This window comes from Microbispora sp. H10836 (genome assembly GCF_012999525.1).
Taxonomy (GTDB): domain Bacteria; phylum Actinomycetota; class Actinomycetes; order Streptosporangiales; family Streptosporangiaceae; genus Microbispora.
The window spans coordinates 211,730-229,652 of record NZ_JABBWU010000002.1; the positions used below are offsets into that span (position 1 = coordinate 211,730).

Here is a 17,923-nt window from a genome sequence, read left to right on the forward strand (position 1 = left end):
CTAGGGTGGGAGGCGTGACAGGTCCGCTCCGCGACCCGGCCCACCCGGTGTCGCGCCGTGCCATCGTGTTGTGGCTGGTGGAGGCACTGATCGGCTTTGTCCTGCTCGTCGGCGGGACGGCCGGGGCGGCCGCCTGGCTGAGCGGGGCGCGGTGGCCTCCGGACGTGCTGTCCGAGCACGCCTGGCTGCTCCCGGTCGCCGTCGGCGTGGTCATGGCGCCCTTCGTCGTCCTGGAACCCTTGCTGCGGTACGCCGTGCACCGCTGGGAGCTGTCCGGCGACGTCGTCTACGCCCGGGCGGGGTGGCTGAGCAGGCAGTGGGTGTTCGTCCCGGTGAGCAGGATCCAGACGGTCGACCGCGCGCAGGGCTGGCTCGAACGCCTGCTGGGGCTGGCGACCGTGGAGATCCGCACGGCCTCCTACGCCGGATCGTCCACGATCTCCGGGCTCGACGACGACGTCGCGGCACGCCTCGCGGAGGATCTCGCCCGGCGGGCCGAGGAGCTCAGGGACGACGCCACGTGACCGGCCCGCCGCCTTCCGCCGCCGTCCCTCCTGGCGGCCCGCCCGCCGCTCCCGGCGCGCCGGAGCCATCCGGGACCGCGCGGCTGAGCCCGCGGGTGCTGCTGATCGACCCGATCCGCATGCTGCCCTCGCTGGTCCTGCCGCTGGCGGGCGTGCTGCTCGCCGGGGGCTTCTCGCCCGCGTCGTTCGGCTGGGCGGCCGCCGGGGTCGCCGGTTCGGTGATCTACGCGGTGCTCCGGTGGGCGACGTTCACCTACCGGGTCGCGGGCGGCAGGCTGGAGCTGACCCGGGCACTGGTCGGCCGTTCGGTGCGCACGATCCCGCTGGAACGGATCAGGGGCGTCGACGTCAGCGCCTCACCACTCCACCGGGTGCTCGGCCTGGCCGTGCTCAGGCTGGACACCGGTGCCGGAGGCGGCGAGCAGGAGGGCGTGCTGGACGCGCTCACGGCCGAGCGCGCCGAGGCGCTGCGCGCCGTGCTGCTCGCCCGCGGGCCCCTCCCGGCGGTGCCCGGACCGGCCGGTGCTGGGACCCCTCAGGACGCCGGCCCGGCCGAGCGCGGTCCCGGCCCGGCGGCGCAGGTCGTCCGGGGCGCCGCCGTCGCGGCTGCGGGAGCTGTTCCCGCCGAGGGGGAGGGCGGCGGGGCCGACGACCCGCCGCGGGTGCTGGCCCGGGTGCCGCGCGCCTGGCTGATGTACGGCCCGCTGTCCGGCGCCTATCTCTTCACGCCGTTCGCACTGGTCGCCGGTGCCTTCGGTCTCGCCTGGCAGTGGCGGCGCGAGCTGGGCCTCGGCGAACGGGCGGCCGTGCGCGCGCTCGAATGGGCGCTCGACCGGCCCGGGCTGCTGATCGCCGTCGCCCTGGTGCTCGTGGCGGCCATGCCCGTCGCGGGCGGAGTGACGTACGCGCTGTTCAACTGGGACTTCACGCTGCGCTCTCGTGAGGGGCATCTGGTCGCCGAGCGCGGCCTGTTCACCCGCAGGTCCGTGTCGCTGGAGCGGCGCAGGATCAGGGGGTACGAACTGGCCGACGGCCTGATCGAGCGGCGTGCCGGGGTCGTACGGCTGTGGGCCCTGGTCACCGGACTGGGGGACGCCCGGAGCAGGGGACAACTGCTGCCCGTGACGCCCCGGGCGTTCGCCACCGGGGTGGCCGCGGAGGCGGTGGGGCCGATCCGGGCGCCGTTGCGTCGTCATCCGCCCGCCGCCCGCCGCCGCAGGCTCGTGCGCGCGGTCGCGCCGTGGCTCCTGGCCGCCGTGGCCGCCCTGCTCGCGGGCTGGAACCTCGCCGCGATCGTCGCGTCCGTGCTCGCCGTCGCGGGGGTGCCTCTGGCCTTCGACCGCTACCGCTCGCTCGGGCACGCCTACGACGGCGCCCGTCTGTCGGTCAGGTCGGGCTCCCTGCGCCGCGGTCAGGTCGTCGTGGAACGCCGCGCGGTGGTCGGGTGGACGGTGCGGCAGACGCTTCCGCAACGTATGGCGGGTCTGCTGACCGTGGTCGCCGGGGTCGGCGCGGGCAGCGGCGGCTATGCGGTGGTCGACGCGGGGGAGGAGCAGGGCGTCGCCTTCGCCGCCGAGGTCACCCCCGAGTGGCTCGCGCCGTTCCTCGCCTCCCGGCCCCCGGCCGGCTAGGACGCGTGGGCCCGGCCGGTGCGGTCGGCGCGCGTCCAGGCCGGGGCGGGCACGGGACGGAAGAGGAACGCCTGGTCGGGCCGCCCGGTGCAGGGCATCTGGGCGATCTCGGCGCCGGGGGCCACATCGGCCTCGCCGTACAGCGCGCCGAGGCACAGCCCGCTGTGCAGGGGCCGCACGGTGAACCCGGGCCCCGAGGGTGTCAGCAGGAACCGCTGGTGCGCCGCCCCGGAGCAGTTCGCGGGAGCGAGCAGCGTCTCCGGGCCGGTCATCGCACCGTCGACCATGAGGCAGCCGACGCCCTCTTTGGGATGGTGCCATTGGATCTCGTAGGCGCCGTCGCCGGCCGCCCGCAGGTAGGTGTCGGGGACGAGGTCCCGGCAGGGCCGCTGCGCGGCCAGCGGCCGGTCGGTCCGCTTGTTGCGCTCGCGTCCCTCCCCGACGCACAGGTCGCGTCCGGCGACGTGCGACGGGATCATGCGGTACCACCCGTCGCGCGGCGTACCGCCGCTGCCGGGGGTCGCGGCGGAGGACGGCGTACGGTCGCTCCCGGCCGTCGCGGCACCGGGGAAGGCCGAGAACGATGTGCGGTCGCTACCGGCCGTCGCGGCGGCGGGTGCGGGCGAGGGCTTCGCACCGCCGCCGGTCAGGGACGCGCGCAGCTCCGGCAGGACCGCGCCTGTGGCGAGGAGCAGGACCACGATGCCCGCGCCCGCCAGGGTGAACCGCCGTAACGCCCGGGTTTCCGGCCGTACGGCGTCCCGGCGTGGTTCTTCCGCATCGTCCTGCGCGGCGGGGGCGTCGGGTACGGCAGGGGCCGCGGGATCGGCCTGCCCCGGCCGCTCGGGCCCACTGCCTGCGGCGCGATCGTCCTGGTGGGGCCGCTCGGGCCCACCGGCCGCGGCGGGTTCAGCGTGACCGGACCGGTCCGCCGGCCCGGGCTGTTCCGGCCGGACGGGTGGGCGGCCGGGGCCGGTGGCCTCGGGGCCGGCGGTCTCAGGGCCGGTGGTCTCGTCCCGCGGGTCGGCCGGAAGCGTCATGCCCGCGGCGAGTCGCTTCCTGTGCGCCACCCAGCGCGCGGTCTCGGCCTCGCCGAGCCCGCAGGCGCGGACGAAGGCGGCCACGAACTCCTCCCTGGGGAGGGTCGTGCGTCCCAGGGCCCCTGCGATCGTGCTGGTGGGCAGCACGTCCCCCGCCGTCTTCGCGGCGGCCGTGAGCTGCCGGTAGGTCAGGCCGGACCACTGGCGGAGACGGCCCAGCGCGGCGACGAACTCGGCCGGGTTGGTCAGGCCCTCGGGTTGGGGAGGCGTGCTTAAGGGCCCTGACACGACGATCCTCCCAAGCCCCGCTTTGGCGTCGATCCGGGCGAAACACTAACAAAGATCGGTGACGCGAGGCAGCCCTCCGGGTCAGCGGATTTCGCCGCCCGGAGGGCTCGGAGGAGTGGCCTGTTCCTATCCCTGGTCGCGCTTGGTCACGTAGACGAAGTCACCCAGGTTGAACCCCGAGTCGAGGCCGCGGTCGGCGTCCCAGCGGTAGTGGACGCCGAGCCAGAGCCGGCTGAGGGCGTCCTCCTCGGCGGCCTGCTCGAAGCTCGTGAAGGTCCTGGTCTTCGGGTTGGCGTTCGGATCGTCGGTGGACGCGGTGAAGGTCAGGTTGTGCCCGAACCACCTCTGCATCACGCCCGCCCAGGCCCCGGCGAACGTGGCATGTCCGGAGATGTACGCGGGGAAGGGCGGCGAGAAGTGCTGCCCGGCGGCGTTCACCGACAGCGGCGCCCAGGAGGGGTCGGGTGTGACGGCGGGGTTCAGGTTCGTGTCGGCCAGCTTGATCGCGCTCTCCGGCCGCCACAGGTCGACCGGTGAGTCGAACTTCGCCCCCCAGGCGACGATCGACGCGTCGGCCAGCGCCATGGAGACGAGGTTGAACAGCTCCGCCGTCTCGTTCTGCTTCAGTTTCCTCTGCTTGGCCACCGTCTGGGTGATGGAGAACAGGTGCCCCACCGGCCGGTAGGTGCCCTTGCCGTCGTTGGCCCAGAAGAACGCCGCGTGCGTCTGGTCGGCGGACCGCGAGGTGGGTGTTCCCGCCCCGCCGTACGCCTTGACCTCGTTGACCTGCTGCGCGTACTGCGAACTGCGGACGAGCTGGTCGTAGGAGGTGAAGCCGCCGGGCGGCGGTGGCCGGAACTGCGTTGAAGACGTCATGGCGAACGGCTTGAGCCTCCCCCAGTTGGGCGTCACTGCCGGTCCGGAGCCCGTCTGCCGCCACGCGCCGGGGACCGTGCCCTCCGTGTAGGAGAGGTCGAACGCCGGCCCGTCCCCCGACCGCTCGGCGATCACCAGATCGCCGATCCTCTCGCCGTCGGCCCGTCCGCCCTGGATGTAGCGGGACGGGACCGACGAGGGGATCTGCGCGAGCGCGTACGCGAGGTTCGCGTCGAAGTCGAGGTACGGATAGAGGTGTTCGAGCACGCGGTGTGCCGCCGCGTCCATGGTGGCCTCTATCGAGTCGTCCGGGTTCTGCTGGGTGATCTTCGGCAGGTACGTGACGGGCGCGGCCGGCCAGTTCGCGTCGTGGAGGGCGATGTGCAGCATGGCGCCGGCCCGCGCGAGCCGGGTCGGGTCCCCGTCGTGGCTGTACTGAGGGTCGACGCCGTCCCGGGGAAGGGTGCGGATGGTGTCGAGGAAGACGCTGTTCCAGTAGAGGACGTGGTCGAAGGCGGACGCCTGCGGCGGTGGCCCCGTGACCGCCGCGTGCGCTGCCAGGGGGAGCGCGACCAGCGTGCCTGCGGTCACCAGAGCGGCCGCCGCGAGCACGCGGATGCGTTTCCACCGTGATCGTCGATGCAAGGAGAACCTCCGTGGGGGGAAGAGGGAACACCACGGAAGATCGTCGATCGACGAGACGCGGGACAAGGCTCATGATCGTCCGGAACTGTTCCGGACAGTCCGACACGGGGCTGTTCGCCTGAGACGCAGAGAGACGGGGCCGACGACGGCCCTCGTGCGCAGCCGGGCATCCGCGCGGACGTGCGAAAGGCCGGCGGGGAGTTCGCGAACTCCCCGCCCGCCTTTCCATGCCAGGTTGATCACGGCCGATGCCGTCACCGGCTCCGCTCAGCGGGCCCCGAAGGCCCGGCGTCCCGCGGGGTCAGTCCTGCTTGCGGGCGCCGAACATGATCTCATCCCAGGTCGGCACCGAGGCCCGGCGTCCGCGCGACTTGCGGGGACGCGGGGGAGCCGGCTTCGGCACGGGCGGGGCGGGCGTCTCGGGCTTGGCGTCCTTCGAGGCGTCCTTCTGCGCCTCCTTCGCGCCGTCCTTGGGCCCGTCGCCCGCGCGCTTCCCGGCGGCGTCACCCGTACGGGCCGCCGGGGCGGGAGCCGGAGCCTGACGCGTGGGTGCGGCCTCGGCGGCCGGCTGCGCCGGAGCTTCAGCGGCCGGCGCGGCCTCCGCCTGAGTGGCGGCCGGCTGGGCCTCCGCCGCCGGAGCGGCAGGGACGGGAGTGGCAGGGGCGGGAGTGGCAGGGGCCGGTGCGGGCTCCGCGGGGACGTTCGCCGCGGTGTCGGCCGCCGGCGGGGCGGCGGGCTCCGTCGTGGGCTCCGTCGTGGGCTCCGTGGGCACGCTCGTCGCGGTGTCCGCCGCCGGTCGGGGGGCGGGCGCCGTTACGGGCTCCGCGGGTGGCGCGGGTGCGGGGACGGCGGCGGAAACCGCGACCGCCGATGTCGCCTCGTCCGGGGCGCCGCCGGCGGGGTCCGCGGTCGTGGCCATGGCGGTGTCCACGCCTGTGCCGATTCCTGTGCCTGTGCCGGTTTCCGTGCCCGCGTCGGACGCGGCCGGGTGCTCGGCCTCGGCAGCCGCGCGGGGGGCGTCAGCCGCGCCGGGGACGTCCGTGCGGGCGGGAGCGTCCGGGACCGCTGGGGCGGCGGCCGCACTGGCACCGCCAGAGGCGTCGCCTCCGGCGGCCGCGACGTCCGCGGCCCCGGAAACGGTCGCCCCGGAGTCCGTCGTCGCGGTGCCCGTCGCCTCCGTACCAGCCGGAACGGGGTCCGGCGCCGCCGCGGTGCCGACGGTCGTGGTCGTCGTGGTGCCCGTGGGCGCCGAGGAGTTCTCGGCGGACAACGCGTCCGCGGGCGTCGCGTGGCGCGCGGCCTCCTGCGGGTCCGCCGGCGTGCCCGCGGCATCGCTTGGCGTCGTGGTGGCGTCGGCGTCCGGCGCCGCGTTCGCGGCGGGCTCCTGCGGGCGGGACGCCGGTCCGGCGACGGTGGTCTCGCCGACAGCCGCAGCCGCCGCAGTGGCCCCAGTAGTGGCCTGCGCAGCGGCGGGTCGTGGCGTACCGGCTTGGACGGGGGCGGCATCGGCCGGACCGGTCGCGCCGGAGGGCAGGGCCGGCATCCCGGCGTCCGCAGCGGGCACGGGCGTGGCATCGGCGACGGGCTGGGACGCGGCCTGCCGTCCCACCGCGTCCTGACCGTCCTCGCGGCCCGCGCCGTCTCCGGTGGCCTCACGGCTCGGAACGGCCCGAGTGTCCGCGGCCTGCGGGACGACCCGGACGGACTCGGCGGCCGGCTCCCCAGTGGTCTCCGCGGCGCGCTCCACCCTGGCGTCGGTCGGGGGCACGGGGTCGGGGGCGGCGATGAGCGACTGCGGCAGCCGGAAGGGCACCGGGGTCAGTTCGGGCCGGTACGCCGCGGGCTCGTCCGCGTACGGTTCCGGCCGTCCGGACTCGGATCGCCCGGGCTCCGCGCGCAGCGGCGGGCTCAGCCGCGGCGGCGGCACGGGCTCGGCCAGCGCGGCCGGCTCGGAGCGCACGGGCTCGGGACGTACGGCAGGCACGCCGAGACCGCGCTCGTCGCGGGCCGGGTAGGCCTCCTGCGGCAGCGGCGGCACCGGGGCGAGCTTGGACGCCAGGCGGGGCACGAAGGGCCGCACGGTGGCGTCGTCCCGCTCCGGCTCGACGTACTCGGCCGCCGACAGGCGCATGGCCTCGTCGTCGTTGGGGGTGATGTGGCGGCGGCGCGGGTCGAAGAGCCACTCGGCGTGCCGGGTGTGGCCGTTCCAGACGAAGCCGAGCCGCACCCGCCACAGGTTGTCGTCGCGCTTGGCGGAGTCCCAGTCGATCTCGTCGGCGGGCACGCCGCGCCGGGTCAGCCGCTCGGCGACCAGTTCGCCGAGCGTGGGCCCGGGGGTCGTCTCGCCGGGCATCCGGACCGAGACCCGCTGGGCCTGCTGGGCCATGTACTCGCGCTCCTGGAGAACCGGCCCCTCGAACCAGCGGACTCTCTCCACCGGAATGCCGGCGGTGGCCGCGATCTCCTCCGCCGTCTCGCCGGCACGGATGCGCGCCTGGATCTCCTTGGGACGCAACGGGCTCTCCACTTCGATCTCGTACTGGCCGAGACGGGAGAAGTTGCCGCGGACGGCAGCGCGGAGCCGGTCGTCGACGGGCAGCGTGAAGCGCGTGCCCCGCCCGGCCGTCGCCAGGACGAGGTACGTTCCGTCCTCACTTACCGCGACGAGACGGAGCTCCTGCATGCGAGTCCCTTCGTCGTCGTGCTCTGTCTTCCCCCGGACCCTTGAGTCTCTCGCGTGAGCCGGTTGCCTTCCAGCACCGTACCCGGCATGTCCGAACATCGCCTCGCCAGGGGGCGAGGCAGATGTTGTGACCCCGGTCACATTTTTCGCGTTCACCTTTCCGCAACCCGTCGGTCGTGCGGGAGCGGCAGTCCACGGACGGCGGCCGCGCCGCCGATCCGGCCCAGAAGGCGAGAGCGAGGGTCGTGTCTCCTCAGGTGGTGCGCGCCCACCGCCCGTCCGTGTGGCACGGGCGCGGCGCACGGCGCCGTGACCGTGCCGTACGCCGTGCGGCCGGACCTGCGGGAGGGTCTCATTCCTGCTTGCTCCCTCGGGTTCGAGTGGCGCGCCGGGCTCTGGTGTGCCCGTGCTCCGCAATGTGCCTGCCCGAGGGCCGGCGCGGGCAACGCGACACGCGGAAGACGCCGGACCGTGGAGAGGGACTTTACGCGGCCATGGGGTCAGGCTTCCCGCGACGCGCCGAGTACCCGGTCGAGGTAATCGTTGGCGAACAGCCCGTCCGGGTCCATCTCGCGGCGCAGCGCGAGGAAGTCGCCGAACCTCGGATACACGGTACGCAGGTAGCCCGCGTCGCGGGTGTGCAGCTTGCCCCAGTGGGGCCGGCCCCCCAGCCTGACCATGATCTCCTCCACGCCCTCGAAGTACGCGGGGTTGGGGGCCTGGCGGTAGACGTGGCAGGCGACGTACGCCGAGGGCCTGCCGTACGCGGTGGACAGCCAGGCGTCCGAGGGCGGCGTGACCCGCACCTCGACGGGGAAGGTGATCGGCCAGCCCGACCGCTCCACGAGGTCCCGCGTCTCGCGCAGGGCCTGGGCGAGGTGGTGGCGCGGAACGGCGTACTCCATCTCCAGGAAGCGGACCTCGCGCACCGAGGTGAAGACCCGGTAGGACGCGTCGACGGACTCCGACGCCCCGAGCATGCGCGCGGAGACTCCGTTGATCGTGGGCACCGCGCCGGGGAAGCGGGCCCCGAGGGCGCAGGCCGCGCCGAACAGCGTGTTCTCCAGGAAGACGTTGTCGAGCCACCGCTTGAACGCCGCGGGCGGCCGGGCCGGCCCGGCGTCGCGGTTGTTGCGCTTGACCAGGCAGGTGTCGGTGTGGGGAAGCCAGAAGAAGTCGAGGTGGTCGTCGGTCTCCGTCAGTTCGCCGAGCGTCTCGAGGATCCGGCTGAACGCCATCGGCTCGCGGCGGGCCCGCAGCAGGAACGCGGGCTCGACCCGGAAGGTGACCGCGGTCAGGACGCCGAGCGCGCCGAGGCCCACCCGGGCGGCGTCGAACAGGTCGCCCTCGCGCACCGTCGTCACGGAGCCGTCGGCGAGGACCATCTCCAGTTCGACGACCTGGTCGGCGAGGCCGCCGACGTGCCTGCCGGTGCCGTGGGTCCCGGTCTGGATCGCCCCGGCGGCGGTCTGGGCCGTGATGTCACCCATGTTGGCCAGCGCCAGGCCGCGCCGGTGGAGCTCCTCGTTGAGCGCGTGGAGCGGGGTGCCCGCGGCGACCTTGACCCATCCGTCGCCCGCGTCGAGGACGCCGGTCAGCGCGCCGGGCCGCAGCAGGATGCCGTCGGTGAGCGCGACGCCGGTGAACGAGTGCCCCGTGCCGGTCATGCGGACTCGCCGGCCGGTCCTGGCGGCGTCCCGTACGGCGTCGGCGACCTCGGCCGCCGACGCGGGGGTGCGGACCTCCGCGGGGGTGACCGACTGGTTGCGCGCCCAGTTGACGAAGGCGTCCATGATCCTCCTCGCCCCGGCACCTGCCCGGGGTGGACATGAACACTACTCATGATCGGGCCGGCTGCCTATGGGCACGCGGCCCGCCGCTCAGCCGGTGTACTGACGCCTGCGGACCAGCGCGGAGCCGCCGAGACCCGCCACCACCGCGAGCAGCGCGCAGGCGTAGGAGAAACCGTACGCGTTGGACGCGCCGAACAGGTCCGTCAGCCGCCCGCCCGCCCACGCGCCGGCGGCCACCCCGAGCCCGAGGGCCGTGGAGATCCACGCCATGCCCTCGGTGAGCTGCCCGGCCGGGACCATCCGCTCCACGAGGGAGAACCCGGTGATCAGCGTGGGAGAGATCGACAGGCCGGCGAGGAAGAGCGCGGGAGCCATCGCCCGGATGTCGTCCATCAGCAGCACGGGCGTGAGCCCGGCCGCGAACAGCGACAGGCCGCGGACGAACCGGCTGCGCAGGCTGATCTTCCACTGGCGGGAGCCGAACCACAGGCCGGAGACCATGCTGCCGGCCGCGATCGAGGCGAGCAGGAATCCCGACGCCGCCTTGCTGCCGTGCTCGTCGGCGAAGGCGACCGTGATGATGTCGATCGAGCCGAACACCGCCCCCATGGCGAGGAAGACGGCCGAAAGCATCGCGACCCCCGGGATCGCGATCGGGGACCGGCCCGTGCTCCGGTGGCGTACGGCCGGCGGTTCGGTGCCGCGGAAGCAGGCGAAGGCGAGGGTGCCCGCCAGGGCGAGGACGATGGTGGCGATCAGCCCGGCGTACGCGTTGACGCCCGTGGTGAGCGCGGTCACGAAGGCCGGCCCACCGACGAAGATCACCTCGTCGGCCACCGACTCGAACGAGAAGGCGGTGTGCAGCCGGCCGGAGTCCTTGAGCACGTGCGACCAGCGGGCCCGGACCATCGAGCCCAGCGACAGGCCGGTCGCCCCGGACGCCACGCCCGTGGCGTACAGCGTCCACTGCGGTGCCCCGGCGTGCGCGCACAGCATCAGGGCGGTGATCGAGACGGCGTGCAGGAGGATGAACGGGACGAGGACCTTCGCCTGGCCGAACCGGTCCACCAGCCGCCCCGACAGGGGCGCGGCGACGGCGAACGCGAGCGACACGGCCGCCGCGACCGCCCCGGCGGTCGCGTACGACCCGGTGACGGCGGAGATCAGCAGGATGACGCCGATGCCGAGCATCGACATGGGCGCGCGCCCGATGAACCCGGAGATGACGAAGCCCTTGACTCCGGGCGTGCCGAACAGCCCCCGATACGGCCCGACCATGGTGTGTTTCCCTTCCGCACGGTGGTGCGTGTGCGTCCGGGCCGGCCGTTCGACAGCGGCGGCGGTCCCAGGGGCGCCCCCCGGGACACGCGGACGGCGTTTGTCTCCGGTTTGGTTATCGCCTACCCGCATATCATGAGGCAAGTGATTTTTCCGCGTCGGGGGTGCAGGGGCTGAGGTGAAAACACCCACTCATGCCGCCTCCGCGCGGCTGCGCCCGATCGTGACCGGCCTCGCCGTCGTGATCCTGAGCGTCATCACCGCCGGCACCGCCTTCCTGGTCACCTGGCCGGACAGGGGCGCGCTGGCGGCGGGCGGCGGCGGTCCGGGGCAGGACGCGGCACGGGCGGAGACCGATGGAGCGCGGGCGGGCGACCCGCCTCCGGCCGCGCGGGCGACGGCGGGAAGCCTCGTGCCCGACCGCACGCTGCCGTCGAGCGCGCCCGTCGTCGGCGGGCCCGGCGTGCAGGTCACGCCGCCGCACCTGCTGGCGATCGCACCGAAGAGGGTGCCGGAGGGCACCCTGCTGAAGATCGCCAAGCTGCGGCACGTGCAGAAGGTGGCGGTCACCGACGGCGGCGCGGTCCACGTGTCGGGCACGGCCCTGCGGCTGCTCGCGGTCGACCCGGCCACGTTCCGGTCGTGGACGCCCAAGCGCGTGGCCGACCACCCGGAGGTGTGGAGCGCGCTCGCCCGGGGCGAGATGGTCGCCGACGCGGCCACGATCAAGCGTCTCGGCATGGTGCTCGGCGCGGACTACCAGATCGACCGCGGCCCCAGGCTGCGCGTCGCGGCCTCGGCCTCGCTCGGGCTGCCCGGGGTGGACGGCCTGGTCAGCCAGGACCTGGGACGCAGGCTCGGCTTCCCCGCCGGCGTCGTGGTGCTGGTCCACGGCGACCCGGGCAAGGTGAGCGACACGGCGGTCAGGCGCCTGCTCGGCAAGGGCGCGCAGGTCGTCCGGGTCGGGCAGGCCGCGGCCCGGCCGCACGCCACGGCCACACCGGGACAGGCCCTGGTGGGGCGGCCCGGGAGCTACCTGGACCTCTACCAGCGGGCCGCCACCGTCTGCCCCGGCCTCTCGTGGACCGTCCTGGCCGCCATCGGGCAGGTGGAGAGCAGCCACGGCCGCAACAACGGCCCCTCGTCGGCGGGGGCGCTCGGGCCGATGCAGTTCATGCCCGCCACCTGGAAGGCGTACGGCGTGGACGGCGACGGCGACGGCGAGGCGGACATCTGGAGCCCCTACGACGCGGTGCCGTCGGCCGCCAAATACCTGTGCGCCAACGGAGCCGGCGCCGGCGGCGACAAACTCAGGAAGGCCGTGTGGTTCTACAACCACTCCTGGGACTACGTGAACAAGGTCCTGTCCCTCGCGGACGCCTACGCCCGCGCGTACGCCTCCTGAGGGGAAAGTCTTACCGGACCGTCACCCTGCCGCCGGGCGGGCGGGCCGCACGGGTGCCGGGCAGCAGGTCGCCGGGCATGGAGCGGGCTCGGGCTCGGCGAGCAGTTCGGCCACCATCGACACGAACCGCGGATGGGTGCCCGCGGTCGAGGCCCTGGTGAGGGCCATGCCGAGCTTCTCGGCCGTGGCCGCCGCCTCGACGTCGAGGTCGTAGACGACCTCCATGTGGTCGGAGACGAACCCGATGGGCACCAGGACGGCCGACCGCACGCCCTCGGCGTGCAGCGCCTTCAGGTGGTCGCAGACGTCGGGCTCCAGCCAGGGCACCTGTGGCGGGCCGCTGCGGCTCTGCCAGACCAGGTCCCAGGCCCGTCCCTCGCCGAGCCGTGCCTCACCGATCTGGGCCGTCACCAGCTCGGCGGCCCGCCTGAGCTGGGCCTCGTACGCACCGCCCGCCGGCCCCGCCGTCCGGGCCATGGAGACGGGAATGCTGTGCGCGGTGAACACGAGCCGGGCCTGATCGCGGTCGCTCTCGGGCAGCCGGCCGAGGGCCTCGCGGGTGTGGTCGGCCATCGCCGCGACGAACCCGGGGTGGTCGTAGTAGTGACGGAGCTTGACGATCTCGGGGGCGCCGGGGACGGCGGCGCGGGCACGGGCGATGTCGTCGAGGTACTGCCGGCAGGACGAGTAGGAGCTGTAGGCCGCGGTGACGAAGGCCGCCGCCTTGCGGACGCCGTCCTCCTTCATCCGGCGGACCGTGTCCTCCAGGAACGGGTGCCAGTTGCGGTTGCCCCAATAGACCGGCAGGTCCACGTCGAGCGCGGCGATCAGGTCACGGCACTGCTGGTTGATCGGGCTGACTCCGCCGAACCCCTGGTAGTGCGCCTCGACTTCCAGCAGCCGCTCGCGCGGCACGCCCCGGCCGCGTACGACGTTCTCCAGGAACGGCATGACGTCCTCGGGCTTCTCCGGCCCGCCGAAGGAGACGACGAGCAGGGCGTCGTACCCGTTGGTGCTCCCCATGCGCCACACCTTACGCGGACGGTACGACAGTCTGGCCCGCGCCTTAAAGGTTGGGCGGCTGCCGCGTCTGCGAGTAGGTTCGAGCGGTGAGCCAATTTCCGGACATCCCCGAATACATGGCCCTGCCGCGCGTGAACTCCCTGCGGCTGTCGCCCGACGGGACCCGGCTCGTGTCCGTGGTCCAGTCGCTCAACCCCGACGGCAAGTCGTACGGCACCGCGCTGTGGGAGATCCCCCAGGACCCCGGAGGCGAGCCCCGCCGGCTGACCAGGTCGGCGAAGGGGGAGGCGGGGGCCGAGTTCACCCCCGACGGGACTCTGTTCTTCGTCTCCCGCAGGCCCGACGAGACGGCCAAGGAGACCGGCGGCGACACCGCCGCCCTGTGGCTGCTGCCCGAGCGCGGCGAGCCGGTGCGCGTCGCCACCCGCCCAGGTGGGGTCTCCGGTGTGCGGGCGGCCGGCGGCACGGTCGTCTACGCCTCCGCGGTGCTCCCCGGCGACGCCGGCACCGAGGAGGAGCGCCGCAAGGCCCGCGAGGAGGCCGGGGTGAGCGCGATCCTGCACGAGGGCTATCCGGTGCGTTACTGGGACCACGACCTCGGCCCGGCGCAGACCCGGATCTTCGCCGGCCGCGCCGCGCGCGAGGGCCTGGAGGACGTGCGTGACCTCACGCCCGAGCCCGGCGGCGCGCTGGACGAGCACATGTCGTTCGACGTCACCCCGGACGGGCGGACCGTGGTCACGACCTGGCGGGTGCCGCTCCGGAACGGCGACGTCCGCTGGGACCTGGTCGCGATCGACGTCGCGGACGGGTCCCGGCGCACGCTTGCGACGTCCGGCGGGCACGACTTCGGCGGTCCGGTCGTGGTGTCGCCCGACGGGCGGCTGGTCGCCTGCGTGCGGGAGCGGCACGGCACCGAGGAGGCGCCGGTCGCGCTCGACCTGTGGGTGGTCGACCTGGACACGGGCGAGGGACGCGCGGTCGCCGGGGAGATCTTCCCCGCGGCGGTCGCGTGGGCGCCCTCGTCACGGGAGCTCTACTTCGCCGCCGACCACCAGGGCCGGCGGCCGGTCTTCCGCGTCCCCCTCGACGGCGCGGTCACCCGGGTGACCTCGGACGACGGTGCGTACGCCGAACTGTGCCCGGCCCCCGACGGCTCGGTCTACGCCCTGCGCGGCGCGATCGACTCGCCGCCGCGGCCGGTGCGGATCGCCGCCGACGGCTCGGTGACGACGCTGCCCTCGCCCACGCCGCCGCTCGACCTGCCCGGCACGCTGACCGAGGTGACCGCGACGGCCGAGGACGGCACCGAGATCCGCGGCTGGCTGGTCGTCCCCGCGGAGGCGACCGCCGAGGACCCGGCGCCGTTCCTGCTGTGGATCCATGGCGGTCCGCTGTCGAGCTGGAACGACTGGAGCTGGCGCTGGAACCCCTGGCTCATGGCCCGGCACGGCTACGCCGTGCTGCTGCCCGACCCCTGCTTGTCCACCGGGTACGGCCAGGGCATGGTCGAGCGGGGCTGGGGCGACTGGGGGCCGGTGACCCACGCCGACCTCATGGCGATCACGGACGAGTGCCTCAAGCGGCCGGAGATCGACGAGCAGCGGACGGCGGCGATGGGCGGGTCGTTCGGCGGCTACATGGCCAACTGGGTCGCCGGGCACACCGACCGGTTCCGGGCCATCGTGACGCACGCCTCGCTGTGGAACCTGGACCAGTTCGCGGGCACCACCGACGGCGCGAACTACTGGCAGCGGGAGTTCGGCGTCCTCGGGTCCGCCCGGTACGCCCGGCTGTCGCCCCACCGGTCGCTCGGGGAGATCAGGACGCCGATGCTGGTGATCCACGGCGACAAGGACTACCGCGTGCCGATCGGCGAGGGCCTGCGGCTGTGGTGGGACCTCCAGCGTTCGGGGGTCGAGTCGAAGTTCCTCTACTTCCCCGACGAGAACCACTGGGTGCTCAAGCCCGGCAACGCGATCGCCTGGTACGAGACCGTCCTGGCCTTCCTTTCTCAGCACGTCCTGGACGAGGAGTGGACCCGGCCGCCGTCCCTGAGCTGACCGTTGAGTGGCGGTACATCCTGATTTGGGAGGATGTCTCCATGCGGCCGACGCCCGAGCCGGGCGCCGGCCGCGCTTCGTTTTCCGAGCACGTACGAGGAGGGGGCAGGCCAGGATGGACGAGCGGGAGTACCGGCATGACCGCGCGCGGGTGGAGGAACTGCTGGAACTGGCGACCGGCATAGCGGAGGAGGCCGGCCAGATGCTCCTCGCCAAGCGGCCCGCGCGGCCCGAGGTGCTCGCCACCAAGTCGAGCCCCACCGACGTCGTCACCGCCCTCGACCGGGCCGCGGAGGAACTGATCCGCGGCAGGATCGCCGAGGCCAGGCCGCACGACGCGATCCTCGGCGAGGAGGGCGGCGACACCCCCGGCGAGGGCACCGTCCGGTGGGTCGTCGACCCCATCGACGGCACGGTCAACTTCCTGTACGGCCTGCCGGACTGGGCCGTGAGCATCGGCGTCGAGGTGGACGGCGAGATCGTCGCGGGAGCGGTGCACAACGTGCCGCGCGGCGAGCTGTTCACCGCGTCGAAGGGCGGGGGCGCCTGGCTGAGGGGCGAGCGACTGCGCTGCAACACCGGCGTCCCGCTGGCCAAGGCCCTCGTCGCCACCGGGTTCGGCTACGAAGCCGGGCGTCGCCGGGTGCAGGCCGAAGTGCTGGCACAGGTCGTGCCCCAGGTCAGGGACATCCGGCGCGGCGGCTCGTGCGCCGTCGATCTCTGCTCCGTCGCGACGGGCCGCGTCGACGCCTACTACGAGCGCGGCACCAACTACTGGGACCACGCGGCGGCGGGCCTGATCGCCGTGGAGGCCGGGGCCCGGCTCGGCGGCCTGAACGGCAGGCCGGTCAGCCCCGACATGACGTTGTGCGCGGCCCCGGGGCTCTTCGAGGAACTGCACGACCTGCTCGTCCCCCTCGACCCCGAACGCGACTGAAGGCCCCCGGCTTCGACAACGTCCGCGCGGCGCCGGCCGGTCGATCCGGTCGGCGCCGCGGTCGCTCATCGGTCGCGCTGCTCGGTGCTCATCAACCGCGATGCTCTGTGCTCGTCGGTCGATTGCCCAGGTCCCGGCGGCATGCCCGGCCGCCTCGCGGGTACGCGGCGCAGGACGACGGCGGAAGGAGCAGAACATGACCGTTCCCGAAGAGAACGCCCCCAAGACCGATCAGAACGACCCGGCCCTGTCGCGGCAGGCCGCGCCCGCACAGCGGGGCGACTCGCGACGCGGCCCACAGGACACCGAGATGGCCGCCAAGCTCAAAGAGGCCATGTCCGAGGCCGACGTGGACCGTGACGACTTCGCGTGACGACTTCGCGTGGCACCGGCGGCGCCACGCTCTGCGCGACTATGGTCCGGGGCGCCGAGCCGGCGGCCGCCGCGCGCCTGACCAGGAGCCGCTGTGAACTCCCGCCGAGTACATGCGGGTTCGCGCAGGGTTCGCCCAGGGTTCGCGGTGATTTCGCGCGGAGTCCGCCGGGCACGACGCGCGTAGAGAGCGCCGGACGCGACGCGCGTGCGTCCGCCCGGCGCGGACGCCCGGAGTTCGCCCGGGCACACAGGCGAGGGGGCCCGCCGATCGGCGGGCCCCCTCGTCAGTGTTCGTAGCGGTCAGCGCGGGATGGAAATGCCGTGATCCTCGGCGAGGCGGTGCAGGTCCTCGATCTCGGCGGTGAGGGTGTCGGCGAGGAAGTCGTCCCCGCTCGTGGTGGCCTCTTCAAGACCCTTGTAGGCCTGGTCGAGCCTGGTTTCGATCGTGGTCGTGAACTCGCCCATCTCACCTTCTTTCTCAGGGGGCGAAACGTGTCACTGGGGGCTCCGGCGCGGCTCCTGCGGTGAGGCGCGCCCTTCCCCGGCACACGACAATGGAGGGTGTCACGGGCCTTACCCATGTCCGGACCGACCGCAAACCTGTGAATTTCTGTGCTCTACGTCACGTAGAGCGCTGGAACCGCTTACCGGCGGCTTACGTCGAATGTGACCACAATGAGGACGTCGTACCAGCTAGGAGGACTTGATGCGCGTGCTTGTGGTGGAGGACGAGCGGGTGCTCGCGGACGCGATCGCCACCGGCCTCCGCCGGGAGGCGATGGCTGTCGACGTCGCCTACGACGGCGCCGCCGCTCTGGAGAAGACCGGCTACATCGACTACGACGTGATCGTGCTCGACCGCGACCTGCCCAAGGTGCACGGTGACGAGGTGGCCCGCCGCCTGGTCGCCCAGCGGTCGGCCTCGCGGATCATCATGCTGACGGCCGCGGGTGACGTGGACGACAAGGTCGAGGGGCTGGAGATCGGCGCCGACGACTACCTGGCCAAGCCCTTCGTGTTCATGGAGCTCGTGGCCCGGGTGCGCGCGCTCGGCCGCAGGTCCGCGCCGCCGCTGCCGCCCGTTCTCGAACGCGCGGGCATCCGGCTCGACCCCGGCAGGCGTCAGGTGACGAGGGACGGCGCGGAGATCCACCTCACCAAGAAGGAGTTCGCGGTGCTGGAGGAGCTGATGCGGGCCGAGGGCGCCGTCGTCAGCCAGGAGGACCTGCTCGACAAGGCGTGGGACGAGAACATCGACCCGTTCACCAACGTGGTCAGGGTGACCATGATGACGCTGCGCAAGAAGCTGGGAGATCCGCCGGTGATCGAGACCGTGCCGGGCGTCGGGTACCGGCTGTGACG

At 73.7% G+C, this 17,923-nt stretch carries 14 protein-coding genes; 7 read left to right on the top strand and 7 right to left on the bottom strand.

The features are described 5' to 3' along the window. Window positions 1-14 precede the first annotated feature (14 nt). A complete protein-coding gene (locus tag HHX30_RS05725) occupies window positions 15-524 on the top strand; it encodes a PH domain-containing protein (RefSeq protein WP_311922121.1) in 510 nt (169 codons plus the stop codon). Then, on the top strand, window positions 521-2,155 hold the full coding sequence (locus HHX30_RS05730) for a PH domain-containing protein (RefSeq protein ID WP_311922122.1): 1,635 nt from the start codon (window positions 521-523) through the stop codon (window positions 2,153-2,155). Before HHX30_RS05725 ends, HHX30_RS05730 begins: the two co-directional genes overlap by 4 nt. Here the strand turns inward: HHX30_RS05730 and HHX30_RS05735 are convergent. The 5 genes from HHX30_RS05735 to HHX30_RS05755 all read right to left on the bottom strand — a co-directional run bounded on the left by HHX30_RS05735 (window position 2,152) and on the right by HHX30_RS05755 (window position 10,758). Then, window positions 2,152-3,483 carry an XRE family transcriptional regulator gene (locus HHX30_RS05735; RefSeq protein ID WP_169980148.1) on the bottom strand — a complete coding sequence of 444 codons (1,332 nt, stop codon included), beginning with the start codon at window positions 3,481-3,483 and terminating at the stop codon, window positions 2,152-2,154. The two genes, HHX30_RS05730 and HHX30_RS05735, sit on opposite strands and share 4 nt — an antisense overlap. Before the next feature lie 126 nt (window positions 3,484-3,609). Further along, on the bottom strand, window positions 3,610-5,004 hold the full coding sequence (locus tag HHX30_RS05740) for a vanadium-dependent haloperoxidase (RefSeq protein WP_169980150.1): 1,395 nt from the start codon (window positions 5,002-5,004) through the stop codon (window positions 3,610-3,612). Between the two features lie 301 nt (window positions 5,005-5,305). Continuing rightward, complete coding sequence (sepH, locus tag HHX30_RS41335) at window positions 5,306-7,687, bottom strand: septation protein SepH (RefSeq protein ID WP_249349715.1); 2,382 nt, start codon at window positions 7,685-7,687, stop codon at window positions 5,306-5,308. 500 nt (window positions 7,688-8,187) lie between these two features. Next, complete coding sequence (locus HHX30_RS05750; RefSeq protein WP_169980152.1) at window positions 8,188-9,480, bottom strand: D-arabinono-1,4-lactone oxidase; 1,293 nt, start codon at window positions 9,478-9,480, stop codon at window positions 8,188-8,190. Between the two features lie 87 nt (window positions 9,481-9,567). Further along, complete coding sequence (locus tag HHX30_RS05755; RefSeq protein WP_169980154.1) at window positions 9,568-10,758, bottom strand: MFS transporter; 1,191 nt, start codon at window positions 10,756-10,758, stop codon at window positions 9,568-9,570. Window positions 10,759-10,936: 178 nt separating this feature from the next. Between HHX30_RS05755 and HHX30_RS05760 the strand changes: the two genes are divergently transcribed. Continuing rightward, on the top strand, window positions 10,937-12,163 hold the full coding sequence (locus HHX30_RS05760; protein WP_311922124.1) for a lytic transglycosylase domain-containing protein: 1,227 nt from the start codon (window positions 10,937-10,939) through the stop codon (window positions 12,161-12,163). A 21-nt stretch (window positions 12,164-12,184) separates the two neighbouring features. Here HHX30_RS05760 and HHX30_RS05765 read toward each other — a convergent pair whose 3' ends face one another. Next, on the bottom strand, window positions 12,185-13,186 hold the full coding sequence (locus HHX30_RS05765) for a ferrochelatase (RefSeq protein ID WP_169980156.1): 1,002 nt from the start codon (window positions 13,184-13,186) through the stop codon (window positions 12,185-12,187). Between the two features lie 116 nt (window positions 13,187-13,302). Here HHX30_RS05765 and HHX30_RS05770 point away from each other — a divergent pair, with 116 nt between their 5' ends. The 3 genes from HHX30_RS05770 (at window position 13,303) to HHX30_RS05780 (ending at window position 16,559) form a co-directional block, all read left to right on the top strand. Next, on the top strand, window positions 13,303-15,249 hold the full coding sequence (locus HHX30_RS05770; RefSeq protein WP_169980732.1) for an alpha/beta fold hydrolase: 1,947 nt from the start codon (window positions 13,303-13,305) through the stop codon (window positions 15,247-15,249). A 115-nt stretch (window positions 15,250-15,364) separates the two neighbouring features. Next, the gene (locus tag HHX30_RS05775) at window positions 15,365-16,186 is read left to right on the top strand and encodes an inositol monophosphatase family protein (RefSeq protein ID WP_169980158.1); all 822 of its coding nucleotides are present in this window, start codon (window positions 15,365-15,367) and stop codon (window positions 16,184-16,186) included. 196 nt (window positions 16,187-16,382) lie between these two features. After that, on the top strand, window positions 16,383-16,559 hold the full coding sequence (locus tag HHX30_RS05780) for a hypothetical protein (protein WP_169980160.1): 177 nt from the start codon (window positions 16,383-16,385) through the stop codon (window positions 16,557-16,559). Between the two features lie 302 nt (window positions 16,560-16,861). Here the strand turns inward: HHX30_RS05780 and HHX30_RS05785 are convergent, their stop codons facing one another. Then, a complete protein-coding gene (locus tag HHX30_RS05785; RefSeq protein WP_169949406.1) occupies window positions 16,862-17,026 on the bottom strand; it encodes a hypothetical protein in 165 nt (54 codons plus the stop codon). A 241-nt stretch (window positions 17,027-17,267) separates the two neighbouring features. On the opposite strand from HHX30_RS05785, the gene HHX30_RS05790 reads away from it, so the two are divergent. Beyond that, on the top strand, window positions 17,268-17,921 hold the full coding sequence (locus HHX30_RS05790) for a response regulator transcription factor (RefSeq protein ID WP_169980162.1): 654 nt from the start codon (window positions 17,268-17,270) through the stop codon (window positions 17,919-17,921). Window positions 17,922-17,923 lie beyond the last annotated feature (2 nt).